This window comes from Asticcacaulis solisilvae, from assembly GCF_017875235.1.
GTDB classification, from domain to species: Bacteria; Pseudomonadota; Alphaproteobacteria; order Caulobacterales; family Caulobacteraceae; genus Asticcacaulis; species Asticcacaulis solisilvae_A.
Genome location: NZ_JAGGMI010000015.1, coordinates 66,451 through 81,781 on the forward strand (window position 1 = coordinate 66,451; position 15,331 = coordinate 81,781).

Consider the following 15,331-nt stretch of genomic DNA (forward strand, 5'->3'; position numbering starts at 1 on the left):
ACTCTCCCTTGTTATCTCTTCGCATATGGCATATATGAAACATATACATTCCATATAGGAGCCGACCATGGGCATTGTGAACATCGATGACGAAGTCCACGACCAGCTGCGGCGCGCCAGCAAGGTGTCGTGCCGCTCGATCAACGCCCAGGCCGAATACTGGATCAAGATCGGCCGGCTGTGCGAAACCCACCCGACCCTGACCTTCACCGAGATCATCGAGCGCGAAATGCGCGCCGCCGGGGTCGACCTGCCCTCGCCGGCCTTAAGCCGGACATGAGCGGCAAGCCCCCTGTCATAAAGACGCCGGAAGAGATCGCACTGATGGCCGAGTCCGGACGGCTGCTGGCCTCGGTGTTCGAGATGCTCGATGGCCTCTCGCTCAAAGGTAAATCGACGCTTGAGATCAACGACGCGGTCGAGCGCTACATCGTCGATGCGCTGAAGGCGCGCCCGGCCAGCAAGGGCCAGTACGGTTTCGCCTTTGCGATGAACACCTCGCCCAACACCGTGGTCTGCCATGGCGTGCCGTCGGCCTCGGACGTGCTGGGCGACGGCGACATCGTCAATTTCGATATTACGCTGGAAAAGAATGGCTTCATCGCCGATTCCTCGAAGATGTACGCCATTGGCGCGGTTCCCGCAGCGGCGAAAAAGCTGATGCGCGTCACCTATGAGGCTATGTGGCAGGGCATTCGCGCGGTGCGGCCGGGCGCCCGCCTGGGCGATATCGGCGCGGCCATTGAACGTCACGCCAAGCGCCACGGCTTCAGCATCGTGCGTGACTACTGCGGCCACGGCATCGGACGCGAAATGCACGAAGGCCCCGACATCCTGCATTTCGGCAAGCCGGGCACCGGCCTCGTTTTGCGCGAGGGCATGACTTTCACCATCGAGCCGATGCTGAACCAGGGTAGCCGGCAGGTAAGGACGCTGGACGACGCATGGACGGTGGTGACGGAGGACGGCAAGCTGTCGGCGCAGTGGGAACACACCGTGGCGGTGACAAGGTCCGGTGCGGCAGTCCTGACGCTTAGGCCTGAGGAAAAAAGATGAAGGCCGGCCAGGGGAGCCCCCTGAGCCTTTGAGGAAGCGAGGGAGCGACCTGACCGGCCAACGCCTTATGCCCGAAGAACAGGCACAGCTTATTGTGGCGGACCCTTCGTAAAAACGGAATAAGGTTATAGGGTTAGCTCTGTCAGGACGATAATATGGGCGTGCGGAACGCCACACGCTTTTGCCGGTATTGATGGCCACGGCCTCGCCTGAACCGGCTCAAGCCCCATGCCGGAAAGCTGGTGCGGATCGGCTTCGGCTGCAAACTGAACTAAGCCGCCTCATATTTTCGTGAAATGCGAAGATATGACTTGATCGGTACCGAGGATATCTTCATGATAAACGAAGATATCGCACGGAGACCGCACCCATGACAGGTGACCTTACCGCGTCCCAGCAGCACGCCATGCTGGCCATGCGCTGGCTGGGCCGGGATGCCTATGGCATTTCGATTCGGGACAAGATCCGGGAACTGGCCGGGATCGACTATTCAACAGGCTCGATCTACGCCATCCTCGAAAAGCTGGAAAAGGACGGGTACCTGCGCACCCGCGAAGGCGAGGCAACAGCTGAACGCGGCGGGCGCAGGAAGACCTATTACGAACCGACCGCCCAGGGCCAGGCCGCCCTCACCCGCGCCCTGGCGCAGATCGACGCCCTGAGGGGCGGCGCGTTTCCGGACGGAGTGCTGACATGACTAATGTTGATAAGGAATTCTCTTTCCAATTCCTCCCAGAAAATCTTCTCCAAATTTGCATTAGCCATAAGTATATTCACATCAAACTTTCACCGGAAGAATGTAGTCGTGAAGATTTTGAGGACGTTATACGCAAATACTTTCCTCACGTAAATGCTATTCAATCTTACAACTATTCGGCTTTCATGTGGGACGATTACCCAAAACGCGGCGCTGCAATTTTGGGTGAGACCTCAGCTTCATATTCAAATATAATGCAGTCAGACAAACATGTTATCGAATTCATTGCTGCCCCCTCCCCCCTTCCCGAACCTCCTGCTCAATTGGAATGGCTGGTCGGCTTTATCGTCTCGAAAGCCCAGCGTGAAGACGTCCTCGGCGACCTGACCGAGGACTTCAACGCCGACCTCAAGGCCGGTATGTCGGCTCAGCGCGCCCGGCGGCGTTATTCGACGCGTGCCTGCGCCACCATCCGCGACCAGCTCTGGCCAGCGATCAAGCGGCTCGGCGTCTGGGGCATGATTCTGAAAATGTTCGCGTCCTGAGACGGGTCCGCACACGCCCTCCTCCCTACGCAGTGGCGGGATGACGGAGGCGGGCAACTGACGGAGAATACCCTCCGTCATTTGCTATCGCAAATGCCACCTCCCACCGCTTCGCGCTATGGAGGAGGGAGACGGTTGAGCCGCTGAAGCCAGATCGTCCAGGCCAGAACGGATCAGATCGCGCCCCCTAAACCTCCACCTTGCCCAGAGGTTTCACGGCCGGTCCTTGCAGAACCTGGCCGTTGATGTCGAACTGCGAGCCATGACACGGGCAGTCCCAGCACCTCTCGAAGCTGTTCCAGTGGACGACGCAGCCGGCGTGGGTGCACGTCGCGCTGCATACATGCAGCCGCCCGCCCGCGTCGCGATAGGCCGCCACCTTGCCCAGGCCGTGGCGGCAGAGCGCCCCCTGCTCCGGTTTTATATCGTCGAACGATCCAACCTCGACCTCGCCGTCGTGTTCATGATTGCCGGCGGGCAGGATGTGTTCGGCGACCGACGTGGCGACCGTCAGGTTTTCCATGATGTAGTCGCCGACCGTCGTCGGCCGCGCCGGCTTGCGCCTGGGTTCATAGAGGTCTGCCCAGGGGTTTTCACGGCCTTCCAGCAGGTCGCGCAGGATCAATCCGGCCGCCGCCCCGGTCGTCAGGCCTTCGCCGGAATCGCCGGTCACCAGGTAGACGTTGTCGTATTCCGGCGACTTGCCGATATAGGGCGCGAAGTCGGCGGGCTCATAGACCTGGCCCGACCAGCCGACCAGCCGCGCCCGAATACCCGGATAGCGTTCGCGCGCCCAGGCCTCCAGCGCATCGAGCCGCGCTTCGCCGTCATCGGCCTCGCCTGATTTATGGTCCTCGCCGCCGACGATCAGGATGTCGTGGTCGGCCCCCGGCTGGATGCGGACATAGTGATAGCCGGGCTCGAGCGTGTCCCACAACAGGATGTCCGGCACCGCGCCCTTCTCGACCGACAGCGCGACGACGTAAGAGCGGTACGGCGCCTGTTTGGTATGCATCGGGATCGTCAGGTGGAACGGCGTATTGGTGGCGACGACGACCTGGCGCGCCACGATATGGCGGCCGTCCTCCAGGTTGGCGGTCACCTTGCCGTCCTTCTCCTTGAGGTTTTCCACCGCGATATCTTCGTAGAGGTGCGCGCCTCCGGCCTTCAGCGCATCGACCAGGCCGTTCAGGTATTTCAGCGGGTGAAAGCGCGCCTGGCGTGGAAAGCGTAAGGCCGGCAGGGTCGGATGGCCCGGAACGCCGCCGGACTCAACCCAGGTGACGTCGGTGTAGCCGATCCGGTGGACGGCATCGAGTTCGTCCTTCAGATATTTGACGTCTTCGATCTTGGCCGGCACGAAATAGCCATCGACACGCGCGAAGTCGCAGGCAATGCCCTCGGCGGCGGCTATGGCCTCGATGCGGTCGACGGCGGCCGACTGGCTCTGGTAATACTGCCGCGCCGCGTCCTGCCCCAGCATCCTGATCAGTTCGTCGTAATAGTCGTCGCACGCGAAGGCCAAGTGGGCGCTGGTGCGGGCGGTCTGGCCACGGCCAAACTTGCCGCGATCGACGACAACGACGTCGCGCCCCTGCTTCATCAGCTCATAGGCGGAGGACAAGCCGGCGATCCCGGCTCCGATCACCAGAACGTCGGCGGCGACGTCATTAGGCATGCGCTCACAAAAAGGCGCCGGGACATCCATCCACAGCGACCAGCTGGCTTCAACGTCTACATTCATCTGAACAGTCCTCATCACCGTGGCGGCCGGCGCAAAGTAATGAGGCAGCGATAAGTTCGATATAAAGAGCACCCGCGCATGGATAGTTTGCCGGTAAATGGCAGGCGGGCGCGGAAATGCTATGGCGTTGCGCCATGATGCAAACCGGACACCTGCCGGTCTTTACGATCGGTCATTCGACGCGAACCATCTCCGAGTTTGTCGAACTGCTGCGCGCGGGCGGCGTGACGATGGTGGTCGATATCCGCACGGTGCCGCGATCGCGCACCAACCCGCAGTACAATGCCGACAGCCTGCCCGACGCCCTGACGCCCTATCAGATCGGCCATACCCGCATCGCCGAACTGGGCGGCCTGCGCAAAAAGTCCGATGTGACGGAGACGGTCAACGGCTTCTGGACCAACAAGAGCTTCCACAACTACGCCGACTACGCCCTCTCCGAGCCGTTCCGCGCCGGGCTGCGGCAACTGCTCGACCTGTCGACGCGGCAGTGTACGGCCATCATGTGCGCCGAAGCCGTATGGTGGCGGTGTCACCGGCGGATTGTGGCGGACTATCTGATCACCGCCGGGCGCGAGGTCTTCCACCTGATGAACGCGGATACAGTCGCACCGGCAAAACGCACCGAAGCGGCGGTCCCGTGCAGCGATGGTTTGCACTATCCAGGGTGAGCTGATGATGCTGCATAGACGCTTTGACTGGGACCCGCAGTTGGGCGCGATGCAGAAGAAGGCCGCGATGTTCGGGGCCTTTCAACAAGCATTGTCGTGAAGGAGAAATGGCTGCATCTCGCCCTCCCCATTTATGGGGAGGGGGGACCGCCGAAGGCGGTGGGCGGGGCCTTCTTCTGCTCGCCGCGACGGTCAGCGGCGGGTGGACACGGATCAGCACGTCTCCTCTGCCTTGGCCACAAACGCCGGATCGTCGGCGAACTGGTCGCGCCAGCCTTCCGCCACCTTGGCCTTGAACAGCCGGTAAGGCACCGACACGCATTGACGGCCGCTGGCATAGGAATAGGTCGTCTGGACGACCACGCCCGTGAACTTGCCGCCTTTGGTCACGAATCCGGCGAGAGATGGCGCCTTACCAAAATAGCCGCCGGCGCAGAGCGCCTCGCGCTTCACATCGCTCAGCACAGCCAGGAAGCGGTCGCAGGCAAACATCTCGGCTTCGGGCACGGCAACGTCGGCGATGAACAGACTATCCGGCTCCACCTGCGTAAGCGTTGCGCGGTCCCACAGTCCGACGTTCAGACTGCCGCTGCCGTGGGCGGCGCCACTGACAAAGCCCCAGTCCGAGACAACCAAGGCCACCAGCCTGGGCGTCAAGCTATCCAGCGTGACCGTCACTTGCCAATTGTCAGTCTGGCCCTTCCGGCCGCCATAGGTGACGAAGCTTTCGTCCATCAGGGCGCGCCGTTTGGCGAAGTCGGCGGCAAAGACCTCGGGGATTTTGCGGAAATCGCCTTCGTATTTCAGCGTCGCTTCGTAATAGTCCGACTTGCGGTGCCAGACGGTAGCATCTTTGGCGAATTTGGCGGCCTTGGGCGCAGGCGTGGTGTCGGCGTCAAAACTGACGCTGTCGCCATTGTCCCACTCCGCCGTGCCGCCAATCATCGACGCCGAAGCCTCCACGGCGGCTTCGGGAGACGCATCCCCCTCGCCGCCTGGTGCGGGCGTGCAGGCGGCCAGGAGCAGCGCGGCGATCACGGCGAGCGTGGGCTGCATAGGCGTTGCCATCATCGCACCGTTTCCTTGCCATCGCGCAAGTCCCGGACAATCTGCGCCCGCTGACGGCAGAACGGCTGGAGCGCCGGGTTTTCGTTCCAGAAGGTCTCGATATCGTACTTTGGCTCGAAGTCGCCGTTGGTCTTGCCGTTGAGGGCGTCGCGCGCGGCATCGGCCTCCGGCCAGCCGCCTTCGGCGGCCCTGGCGTACCATTCGCGCGCCTTGGCGACATCCAGCTTGACCAGTTGCAGGGCGGGAGACGGCAGGGACTGCACATACAGATCGCCGAGTTGGTTCATCGCCTGCGGGTTGCCCTGGGCGGCCGATTTTTCCAGCAGATCAAGGATTTCGACAGCGTCGGGATAATAACGCGTCATGGCCGCGGTAAAGCCGATCATCTGTTCGGCCAGGGCGAACTGCCCCAGTGAACTGCCGCTCCTGGCCGACAGGTCGTACCAGTGCATGGCCTCGGCGCTTTGCGACGGGGCGTTTTGCCCAAGCGTGAACTGGGCATCGCCGTGGCCCTGCGCCGCAGCTTTCCTTAACCAGACAAGGCCAGCCTTCGCGTCCTGTTCGGCGCCGTCAGCGTAGTAGAGCGCAACGCCCAGCCGGAACTGACTTTCGGCATCGCCCTTTTCGGCGGCGGCGCGCGTTTCCGCGTCGATTTCAGCCCGTGCCGTCAGCGGCGCGAACAGGCAGGCGACGACGACCGAAGCCACGATAAACCGATTGCGCATGATACCCCCTCTTGTCCCCGTTACGCAGGCTAGCGTGCAGAGGCCACGGCGTCAAATGGTGGACGGAGGAAGCACGCCGCTTCTTTTAGACCTTTTGGATTTCATTGACATGAGCGCCGAACGCGCGTTGCGCCACATCGACCTTGTCGTGCAAAAGCTTTTTGAGGCCGTCGTATTCCCCGGCCTTGGACGCGTCCCAGTCAACCATGGCCCTGTCGAAATTATATTCCGGCGCAAGGCAATAGCGGTAGTCGGCACGTATGGGCTGAGTTTCCGGAAATATGGAAAAATGATCTATGGCAAAGGCGTGCAGGTCGATGGCGGCCGTGCGATAGGCGTCGTACTTTGCCTTGACGGCCGGGTGCTGGAAGGTCGAACCGGTCGCGGCGAAGGTGTCATAGGATTTGCGGAACACGGTGTCGAGGCTGCTCCGATAGGAATGATCATCGACCAGATTGCGAAAATAGCTGTCCAGCTCCGGCAGCGACACGCCCTTGTCGTCAAATAACTGACGGTCATGGGCGCGCTGGCGGTCGGAAAGGTCCAGGACAAAAAATTTGTAGCTAGCCAGCGCTACCCCCAGCAGCAGCGACATAACTCCGACAAGGGTTTGCCACGGCCTGACCGCAACATCCGTCAGCCCCGCCACGCCCAACAGCGCCTCGACGATCGCCGCCCACCATGGCCCGGACAACGCTATGATCCCATTGGCTATCAATGCGACCGCGACGACGACAACCACATGCGGCTTATATGTGAACCGGAAGTCGCGGTACCCGATGTCCAACATGATGTATGAGCTCCCCCCGCCACAGCCTGATCCGCCTCAGCTATAGTCATCGCCGTCGTAACTGTCACCGGCCTTCTTGCCCCCTCTTGCGCTTACGCCGAACCGTGTCAGTATGTATGACAATTTCAAAGTAAGCGGGTACCCGAACCCGCGGGAGTGATATAATGGAAACGCGCCGCCAGATCCTGCAGGGGCTGATCTTCAGCCTGGGCGGGGCCGCCGCCCTTACCGCCTTCGCGGCCAAAGCCGCCGCCCCGGAGGCCAAGACAACAAGCGCCGCAAAGCCCGGCTTCTACACCAAAGGCGAACTGGCGACGGTCACCTTCCTTGCCGACGGCATCATTCCGCGCACCGACACGCCGGGCGCCTTGGATGCCGGCGTGCCCGCCTATATGGACCACCTCTACGCCACCTGGGCATCGGAAAAGACCAAGGCCGACCACCGCGCCCACCTGGCGGCCATCGCCGGCCACCTCGACCGGCTGACCGACGTCCAGTCGATCGAAGCCGGCAATCGCGCCAAGCAGCGGGTCAAAGCGCTGGAGGCGCTGGACGCCGCCGCTTTCGGCGCCGAAGCTTCGGCGCACTGGCCCTACCGCAGCGTCAAGTCGCTGATCGCCACGGTCTATTACCTGTCCGAGCCCGGCGCCACTCAGGAGCTGCAGTACGAACCCGTGCCGGGACACTGGATTGCTTCCGCCCCGATCGCCGAAATCGGCCGCACCTGGGCGCTGTAAAGGAGTTATGACGATGAACCAATTCGATGCCATTGTCATAGGCTCGGGCATGAGCGGCGGCTGGGTCGCCAAGGAGCTCAGCGAAAAAGGCCTGAAGGTCCTGGTGCTGGAACGCGGCCGCGAACTGAGCGTGGAGAAGGACTATACCGACATGCTCCAGCCGTGGGAACTGCCCAATCTCGACCGCATCAACGAGGACGAGCTGAAGAAGTCCTACCCCATGCAGTCGCGGTCGGTCGGCTACGCGCTGCACGAAACCACCAAGCATTTCTGGGTCAAGGAGGACGAGCAGCCCTATGAGACCCCCGCCGACGCGCCGTTCGAATGGGTGCGCGGCTATCATTCGGGCGGCAAGTCGCTCCTCTGGTCGCGCCAGTCCTACCGCTTCGGGCCGCAGGATTTCGAGTCGAACAAGAAGGACGGCCACGGCGTCGACTGGCCGATCCGCTATGACGACCTGGCGCCGTGGTACGACCACGTTGAACGCTTCGCCGGCATTTCGGGCAATGCCGACGGCATACCGTCCCTCCCCGACGGCGTCTTCCAGCCGGCGTTTGAACTCACCCTGCCGGAGAAGGCGTTCGCCGAGCGCGTCGCCAAGGCCTTTCCGACGCGCCGGGTCATCGCCGCCCGCGTCGCCCACCTGACCCAGCCGACCCAGGAACAGATGGACCTGGGACGCGGCCCGTGCCAGGTGCGCAATCACTGCCACCGGGGCTGCTCCTTCGGCGCCTATTTCTCGTCGATGTCGGCGACGTTGCCGGCGGCGCGCAATACCGGCAACATGACGCTGATCAGCCACGCCATCGTCCATTCGATCGACTATGACCCCAAGACCAAGCGTGCCTCCGGCGTGCGCGTCATCGACGCCAATACGCGCGAAGCGAAGACCTATACGGCGAAGATCATCTTCCTGAACGCCGGCACGGTCGCTTCGACGATGATCATGCTGAATTCGAAGTCGGCCAGCTTCCCGACCGGGATCGGCGACAGCTCGGGTGTGCTGGGCAAGAACCTGATGGACCATTTCGGTGGTGCCGGCGCGTCCGGCGACATGCCGGAATTCGACGGCTATTACCACGCCGGCCGCCGTCCGGGCGGCATCTATGTCGCCAACTACGCCAATATTACCGAACACGATAAGCCCTACCTGCGCGGCTATGGCTTCCAGGGCGGGTCGCGGCGCGGCGGCTGGACGGGCAACCGGCCGGGCCTGGGCCAGGCCTTCAAGGAGGCCAACCGCACGCCGGGGACGTGGAATATCGGCATTTCGGCGTTCGGCGACATGCTGCCGGACCCGCGCAACACCATAAGCCTGCATCCGACCAAGGTCGACAAGTGGGGCCTGCCGGTTGCGGTGATCGACTGCCGTCTGCGCGAGAACGAACTGAAGCTGATGCAGGCGGCGTCAAAGGACGCCCTGGCGATGCTCCAGGCGGCGGGAGCGGTCAATATCCGCTCGACCGAGGACGGCGACGGCGTGACATTCGCGTCGCTGACGTCTCCGGGCAACAAGATCCACGAGATGGGCACGGCGCGCATGGGTCGTGATCCCCGCACCTCGCTGCTCAACGGCTGGTGCCAGTCGCACGACGTGCCGAACCTGTTCATCAGCGACGGCGCGTGCATGCCGTCCTCGGCGGTGCAGAACCCGTCCCTCACCTACATGGCGCTGTCGGCGCGGGCGGCCAACCACGCGGCGGAACTGGTGAAGACCGGGGTTTTGTAGAGAGAGAGAGAGAGAGAGAGAGCCCGTCCTGATACGAAGCGAACGCGTGTGGCCTTCGTAGCAGACTTGGCCTTACTTTCTTTTCGCTGTCATCTCGCGATTGCCCTGGTACAGGACAAGGTGGCTTACCTTGCCGGAACCGTCTTTGAAAAACGCGATGTCGGCGTCAACGGCGGAAGCGTAGAACCGGGTTTGGGACACCGCGGCCAGCGGCAGCTTGGGCTGACCGCTGCCTTGGACCACTAATTGCCCCGCTTCGACCGTTACGGTCAGGGTGAAGCCAGGCGCGACCTCGTAAACACCAGCGTAGGTTTGCAGCACGTCGGCGGCGACGGACACGGCTGGCCGTTCGGATTTCAGAACCACGGTTTCGCCATGGGCGACGGAGGTAAGGTTCTCCGCAATGCTGCTCGGAGCGCCGCCATTCACATTGCCAAGGACGACAATGGTCAGCTTTTCATCGGGAAAGTGCGTGAGCACGGTGTTGAAGCCTTCGATGCTTCCGGAATGCGTAATGCGCCGCTGGCCCTTGCTTTGATCGACCTCGACACCCAGCGCATAGTTCGACGTGGCCGATGGCGTCAGCATGGCCTGCAATGATTCAGGCTTCAGCAGCTTGCCGCCGAACAAAGCATTTTCCCATTTGAGCAGGTCGTGCGTGGTCGAATAGAGGCCGCCGGCCGCAAAGGGTATGGTCATATCGGCATATGGTGCGTTCACGGGGCCTTCCGGCGACATGCGGTAGCCCGACGCCCGCTTCGGAATAACGGATGTAAAGGTGTCGTACCCTGAATCCTTCATGCCGAGCGGCGTGAAGATATTGTCCTGCACGAAGCGAGCATAGGGCACGCCGGAGGCTTTTTCGATGACATGGCCCAGCAGGACATAGCCGGAATTGCTGTAGCTCATCTTTTCCCCGGGCCGGAAGTCCAGCGGCCTGTCCCGAAAGCGGGCGATAGTCCTCTCCGGCGTCGTAGGCAGAGTATTTTGCGTTGGGTAATCCGGGAAGCCGGTAAAGTTGGGGATGCCCGATGTGTGTGTCAGCAGGTGCCGAAGCGTGATCCCGTCCCACGTCGCCGGCGCATCTGGATACCAGGCCTTGACCGGATCGCTGAGTTTCAACTTGCCGTTTTCCTGCAGCAGCAGGATCGCGGCGGCGGTGAACTGCTTGGTGACCGACCCCAGCCGGTACCTGGTATCCGGCGTTCCAGGAATCATCCATTCCAGGTTGGCGTAGCCATATCCCTTGTCCAGCACGATCTCGTCGCCGCGCGCAACCAGCACAGACCCCATGAACTGGTTCGACTTCACGTAGGACTGGATGATCTCGTCCATTCTCTGGACGTTGTCGGCGGCGGCGGCCGGAAATGCCAGGGCCGCGAAAGCGGCGGTGACGGCTAGAAAACTACGGAATCGCATGGGCATGGCCCCTGTTTTGAAAGGAGTGTCAGAAACCTGAAATCGGGAATTCGACGGTCTTGTCACCTTCGCTGAGCGTAAGATTGGCCGGAACGGCGCCGCTGTCCGGATTGAAAACGTAACGGACCTTGAGTTCGGCGCCGGGGGCGACTACCGGCGTGTTGTTGAACAGCGCGAGCCGCCGACCGCCGCGCGTCGAGATACGGTGAACCATGAAATGCGGACCATGCAAGAGTGTCGAAGCGCGTACGCGCTGCCGTTGCTAAAGGTGTATCGGACCGGGCCGTCGAAGGTGCGTCGTGCCGCCCCGAACCTTGCAACAGTTGTGACAACAGCTATGCTGTCCTCCTGAAATGCTGTGTCGGACAGGCTGGATCGGTATGATTTTAAGTGGAAACATCATACCGATCTAAGTTTTTGTTTTGTCGCGATATTTAAGGCGAAAACCCCAAAGACGCTTCTTGGCACTTTTCGCCATATCGCTCTAATAAACTTGCTAGCTTTCGCCTTAAGTCGTGCTAGCAATCTATGTGGCAAGATAAATTAGGTGCGGTACTGTAATGAACGTCTTCGATGGACTGCTTAAATCCGTGCGTTTAGCCTGGCATAGCCCGCAGGGAGGCGACATGAGGAATCGGCCTTTCTGGTACCTTGTCGCGGCAGTTGTCGGCTGCGGCCTTCTCGCATCAATCGCCTCAGTCGTGGAAGACTGGGAAGAGTTCCTGGTGGTGACCTACGTCGCGCTGGGCTGCATAGCTGGTGTGACCGCCTTTCTTTTAGCCTGGGGCCTGGCCATCATGGAAAAGGGAGTGGTGGTTGGCGGAACCATTGGCTTGATACCGGCGCTTGTGCTTGGTTGCCTTTCCAGCGTGGCGTGGCCGCTGGAATTGATAGTCTTGCTTGTGGCTCGGGAAAAAGGCTGGCTGGGAGCAGCGTGGGCTCGTTACCGATCCAGAGCGATATGAGGCGCAGAAGTCTGGCGCGAGCGATTTAATCGGCAGTGGACATGCTTCTCCGTTACCGGGACTGTGCACCTGCCGGCTATAGATGCAAAGGCCTCCAACGTCTGCTGCGATCGCGCCGATGCCCCTTAGCCACCGTAGATCAAACTCAGGACCGTCGCCGAGGTCGCAACGACAATAAGCGACAGAAGCGCCCCGGCGCGGGAGTAGTCGCTGAACTTGTAGCCCCCGGGGCCCATGACCAGCAGGTTGTTCTGGTGGCCGATCGGCGTCAGGAAGTCGGATGACGTGCCGATGAGGACGGCCAGCAGAACGGCGTCCGGGCTGACGTTCAACAGGCCCGCCAGCTGGATCGCCAAAGGTCCCATGATCAGGGCAGTGGCAACATTGTTGAGCATGATGGTCAGCACCAGGGTCATGGCGCAGACCGCGGCCAGGCAGACTATCAGCGGCGTCCCGGCCAGCACATTCCCTGCGGCCTGAGCCACAATGCCCGCCGCGCCGCTCGTCTCGAAGCTCTGGCCGACCGGGATCATGGCGGCCAGCAGAACGATTATGCTCCAATCGATCGACCGATAGGTCTCGCGGCCGGGAATGAGCCTGAGCGCGGCCATCGCCACGCCGGCGGCCAGGAAGGCCAGCGCCGGCTGCGCATCAAAGAATACCGCCGCACCTATGGCGATCAGGAATATGCCGACCGTCATGGCAGCCTTGCGGCCATCCATGGGCGCCGGATCGCTGCGGTCGACCTCCAGCAGGCGTTCGCGGGCCGCAAAGGTCGATATCGCTTCGGGACTGCCGGTTAAAAACAATTGGTCGCCGGTGCGGAAGATCAGGCTTTCCATGGGAACCAGGTCCCCGCCCTTGCGCGGGCCGACGCCGGTCAGGCTGACCTCGCCGTTGCTGCGCAGGCTGATGGCCTCATAGCGCTGTCCGACCAGCAGCGAATTATTGCCGATGACCATGTGGGCCGTGATGTCGCTCGGCTCCGGCGCTGGAGAGGCGACCGGAAAGGCCACGGCGGCGGCGACGTCCTCGGGCCGTGCGCGGGTCAACAGAACCAGGCGGTCCCGGCGCTTCAGCCGATCATCCTGGGGCCACGGCAGGTGGCGGCCGCGGCGAACGAAGCCCAGGAGCCGCGTCGACGTCTCGCGCAACTGCCGCGCCACCTCGGACCGCGCCAGGGTGACCGCCTCAATAAGCTGCAGTTCAAAGATGCGCCAGGGCATTTGCCCGTCCTCGGCACTCGTCCTCCTGGGCAGGAGCCGCCAGCCCACCAGGGCAAGATAGGCCAGTCCGGCCACTGACACCGCCACGCCGACCGGCGTCATGGCAAAAAACGCAAAGGGCTCGCCCAGGCGATCTTCGCGAACGGACGACAGGATCATGTTCGCCGGCGTGCCGATCAGCGTCGTCATGCCGCCCAGGATCGTCGCGAAGGCCAGGGGCATCAGGACCGCACCCTGCGGCCGCTTATGCAGGCGGGCGATCTCGGCGCCGAGCGGCATGACTATGACCAGGGCCGCGATGTTGTTCATGAAGGCCGACAGAAAGGCGCCCATCAGCATCAGCACGGCCAGTTGCAGGCTGAACCCGCCATTCTTCGGAAGCGCAACGCGCGCCAGCCGCCCGGCCACGCCGCTGAGTTCCAGCGCCCGGCCGACAACCAGCACGGAGGCCACCGCCACCACGGCCGGGTCGCCGAAGCCATTGAGCGCATCCTTGGGGGCGACGAGGCCGGTGGCGACGGCCGCCAATAGCGCCAGCAATGCGACCAGGTCATGCCGTATCTTTTCGGACACGAACATGATCAGGGCGGCGACCAGTATGCCGGCACTGAGCCAGTAGGCGGGAATAATCGAACTGAGGTCCATACGGTTGTCCGGTGAACAAGGCGTCAGGACACATCACGCCACAAAGCTTTCCCATCCGGTCCCGCCCGGAAATTTGTAAAATCGGGATGTCGTTCAGTGTCCGACAAACCCTATTGCCTTCTTACGGCCACGCCCCTCACCTGCGGCCATGAACGTACTGGACGGCTTGCGGCGATTTGACTGGGGTAACCTGGCTCAGGATATCGGTCTGGCGCTGCTCATCTTTATCGGCGCCTTCATGGCTTCGAGCCTCGTGCGGCAGCTTTTCCAGCGCGCCCGCCAGCAGACCGTGCGGGCGAATGCGTCGCTGTATGTCGCCGAAAAGCTCGTCACCTACGGACTGATCATCTTCGGCGGCATGTTGGCCCTGTCCGTGACCGGGCTTGATCTGACCTCGCTGGCGGTCTTCGCCGGCGCCATCGGCGTGGGTGTTGGCCTGGGTCTGCAGGGCGTCGTCAAGGAGTTCGTTTCAGGCCTGGTCATCATCTTCGATCCGAATATCCGCGTCGGCGACTTCATCCAGATCAATGAGGGGCTGCGCGGAGAAATCACCGAAGTCGGGCCGCGCGCCACGCGGCTGCGCACCAATGATGGCCTGAATGTCGCCATACCGAATTCGACCATCATCGAAAACCAGGTGATCAACTGGACCTTTCGCGGTGGTACCCGCCGTATCCACGTGCCTTTCCGGGTTGCCTACGGGTCCGACAAGGCCAAGGTCAGGGAAGCCGTGCTCAGGGCCGCCCACGACGTTTCCTTTACCATGCCCGACACGGACAGCCGGCGCACACAGGTCTGGTTGACCGGCTTTGGCGAAAACGCGCTTGAGTTCGAGCTGGTCGTCTGGCCGACGCCCGACGCCGTGCGTCGGCCGGCCGCCCTGACGGCGGCTTATAACTGGGCCATCGAAGACGCCTTGCGCGCCGAATGCGTCGAGGTGCCTTTCCCGCAATCAGACCTTCATGTCCGCAGCTTCTTCGGGTTGACCGGTGAGGACGCCCTTGGTGCGCTTGGTATGAAGACCAGGGAGTTGCCCAAGCCGGAGGTGGTTACGCCGTCGCAGAACGACGCGGAGCGCGACCTGCGCACCGACCTGCCGCCTGAACCCGAGGATGACCCGCCGCCGAAGCCGTGACCGCGTACCGGGTGATATATGGGCGCGCTGCGGTGGTCTGCTTTCGCTCCGACCGGACGACGATATCTCTTGTCATATGTGGAAATGATTTTTATACATGACATTCATGGACGGATATGGGTGGTCGTGTCGTTGTCGCGTTGAATAGCCACCCAAAGCCTCCGCAAAAATAACAATTC

General features: G+C 62.1%; 16 protein-coding genes. 9 read left to right on the plus strand and 7 right to left on the minus strand.

What is annotated here, in order from left to right:
- Positions 1-67 precede the first annotated feature (67 nt).
- The 4 genes from J2X24_RS19355 to J2X24_RS19370 all read left to right on the plus strand — a co-directional run bounded on the left by J2X24_RS19355 (position 68) and on the right by J2X24_RS19370 (position 2,298).
- Positions 68-280: a ParD-like family protein gene (locus tag J2X24_RS19355; RefSeq protein WP_209725159.1), complete on the plus strand. Its 213-nt coding sequence runs from the start codon at positions 68-70 to the stop codon at positions 278-280.
- Positions 277-1,056, plus strand: coding sequence for a type I methionyl aminopeptidase (gene map, locus J2X24_RS19360; RefSeq protein WP_209725161.1), 780 nt, complete (start codon positions 277-279; stop codon positions 1,054-1,056). The genes J2X24_RS19355 and map overlap by 4 nt, the downstream gene beginning before the upstream one ends.
- Positions 1,057-1,426: 370 nt before the next feature.
- A complete protein-coding gene (locus tag J2X24_RS19365) occupies positions 1,427-1,753 on the plus strand; it encodes a PadR family transcriptional regulator (protein WP_209725163.1) in 327 nt (108 codons plus the stop codon).
- Entirely contained in the window at positions 1,750-2,298 is a 549-nt protein-coding gene (locus J2X24_RS19370; RefSeq protein ID WP_209725165.1) for a hypothetical protein, read from the plus strand. The genes J2X24_RS19365 and J2X24_RS19370 overlap by 4 nt, the downstream gene beginning before the upstream one ends.
- Positions 2,299-2,485: 187 nt before the next feature.
- Here J2X24_RS19370 and J2X24_RS19375 read toward each other — a convergent pair whose 3' ends face one another.
- Positions 2,486-4,042, minus strand: coding sequence for an FAD-dependent oxidoreductase (locus J2X24_RS19375; RefSeq protein ID WP_209725167.1), 1,557 nt, complete (start codon positions 4,040-4,042; stop codon positions 2,486-2,488).
- Between the two features lie 134 nt (positions 4,043-4,176).
- Here J2X24_RS19375 and J2X24_RS19380 point away from each other — a divergent pair, with 134 nt between their 5' ends.
- Positions 4,177-4,713, plus strand: a complete 537-nt coding sequence (locus J2X24_RS19380) for a DUF488 domain-containing protein (protein WP_245344966.1) — start codon at positions 4,177-4,179, stop codon at positions 4,711-4,713.
- Between the two features lie 213 nt (positions 4,714-4,926).
- Here J2X24_RS19380 and J2X24_RS19385 read toward each other — a convergent pair whose 3' ends face one another.
- The 3 genes from J2X24_RS19385 to J2X24_RS19395 form a co-directional block, all read right to left on the minus strand.
- Complete coding sequence (locus J2X24_RS19385; RefSeq protein ID WP_209725169.1) at positions 4,927-5,784, minus strand: hypothetical protein; 858 nt, start codon at positions 5,782-5,784, stop codon at positions 4,927-4,929.
- Entirely contained in the window at positions 5,781-6,506 is a 726-nt protein-coding gene (locus J2X24_RS19390; RefSeq protein WP_209725170.1) for a tetratricopeptide repeat protein, read from the minus strand. Before J2X24_RS19390 ends, J2X24_RS19385 begins: the two co-directional genes overlap by 4 nt.
- Before the next feature lie 85 nt (positions 6,507-6,591).
- Positions 6,592-7,296, minus strand: coding sequence for a hypothetical protein (locus J2X24_RS19395; RefSeq protein WP_209725172.1), 705 nt, complete (start codon positions 7,294-7,296; stop codon positions 6,592-6,594).
- 164 nt (positions 7,297-7,460) lie between these two features.
- On the opposite strand from J2X24_RS19395, the gene J2X24_RS19400 reads away from it, so the two are divergent.
- Both J2X24_RS19400 and J2X24_RS19405 read left to right on the plus strand, forming a co-directional pair.
- Positions 7,461-8,033 carry a gluconate 2-dehydrogenase subunit 3 family protein gene (locus J2X24_RS19400; RefSeq protein ID WP_209725174.1) on the plus strand — a complete coding sequence of 191 codons (573 nt, stop codon included), beginning with the start codon at positions 7,461-7,463 and terminating at the stop codon, positions 8,031-8,033.
- Between the two features lie 13 nt (positions 8,034-8,046).
- Complete coding sequence (locus tag J2X24_RS19405) at positions 8,047-9,762, plus strand: GMC oxidoreductase (protein WP_245344967.1); 1,716 nt, start codon at positions 8,047-8,049, stop codon at positions 9,760-9,762.
- Between the two features lie 72 nt (positions 9,763-9,834).
- Here J2X24_RS19405 and J2X24_RS19410 read toward each other — a convergent pair whose 3' ends face one another.
- Together J2X24_RS19410 and J2X24_RS19415 are read right to left on the minus strand one after the other, a co-directional pair.
- Positions 9,835-11,181 (minus strand): serine hydrolase, encoded by a 1,347-nt coding sequence (locus J2X24_RS19410; protein ID WP_209725178.1) that lies wholly within the window; start codon positions 11,179-11,181, stop codon positions 9,835-9,837.
- A gap of 28 nt (positions 11,182-11,209) precedes the next feature.
- Positions 11,210-11,395 (minus strand): hypothetical protein, encoded by a 186-nt coding sequence (locus tag J2X24_RS19415; RefSeq protein ID WP_209725180.1) that lies wholly within the window; start codon positions 11,393-11,395, stop codon positions 11,210-11,212.
- Positions 11,396-11,741: 346 nt separating this feature from the next.
- Between J2X24_RS19415 and J2X24_RS19420 the strand changes: the two genes are divergently transcribed.
- A complete protein-coding gene (locus J2X24_RS19420; protein WP_209725182.1) occupies positions 11,742-12,146 on the plus strand; it encodes a hypothetical protein in 405 nt (134 codons plus the stop codon).
- A gap of 125 nt (positions 12,147-12,271) precedes the next feature.
- Here the strand turns inward: J2X24_RS19420 and J2X24_RS19425 are convergent, their stop codons facing one another.
- Complete coding sequence (locus tag J2X24_RS19425; protein ID WP_209725184.1) at positions 12,272-14,017, minus strand: SLC13 family permease; 1,746 nt, start codon at positions 14,015-14,017, stop codon at positions 12,272-12,274.
- A gap of 148 nt (positions 14,018-14,165) precedes the next feature.
- Between J2X24_RS19425 and J2X24_RS19430 the strand changes: the two genes are divergently transcribed.
- Entirely contained in the window at positions 14,166-15,152 is a 987-nt protein-coding gene (locus J2X24_RS19430) for a mechanosensitive ion channel family protein (protein WP_209725186.1), read from the plus strand.
- Positions 15,153-15,331 lie beyond the last annotated feature (179 nt).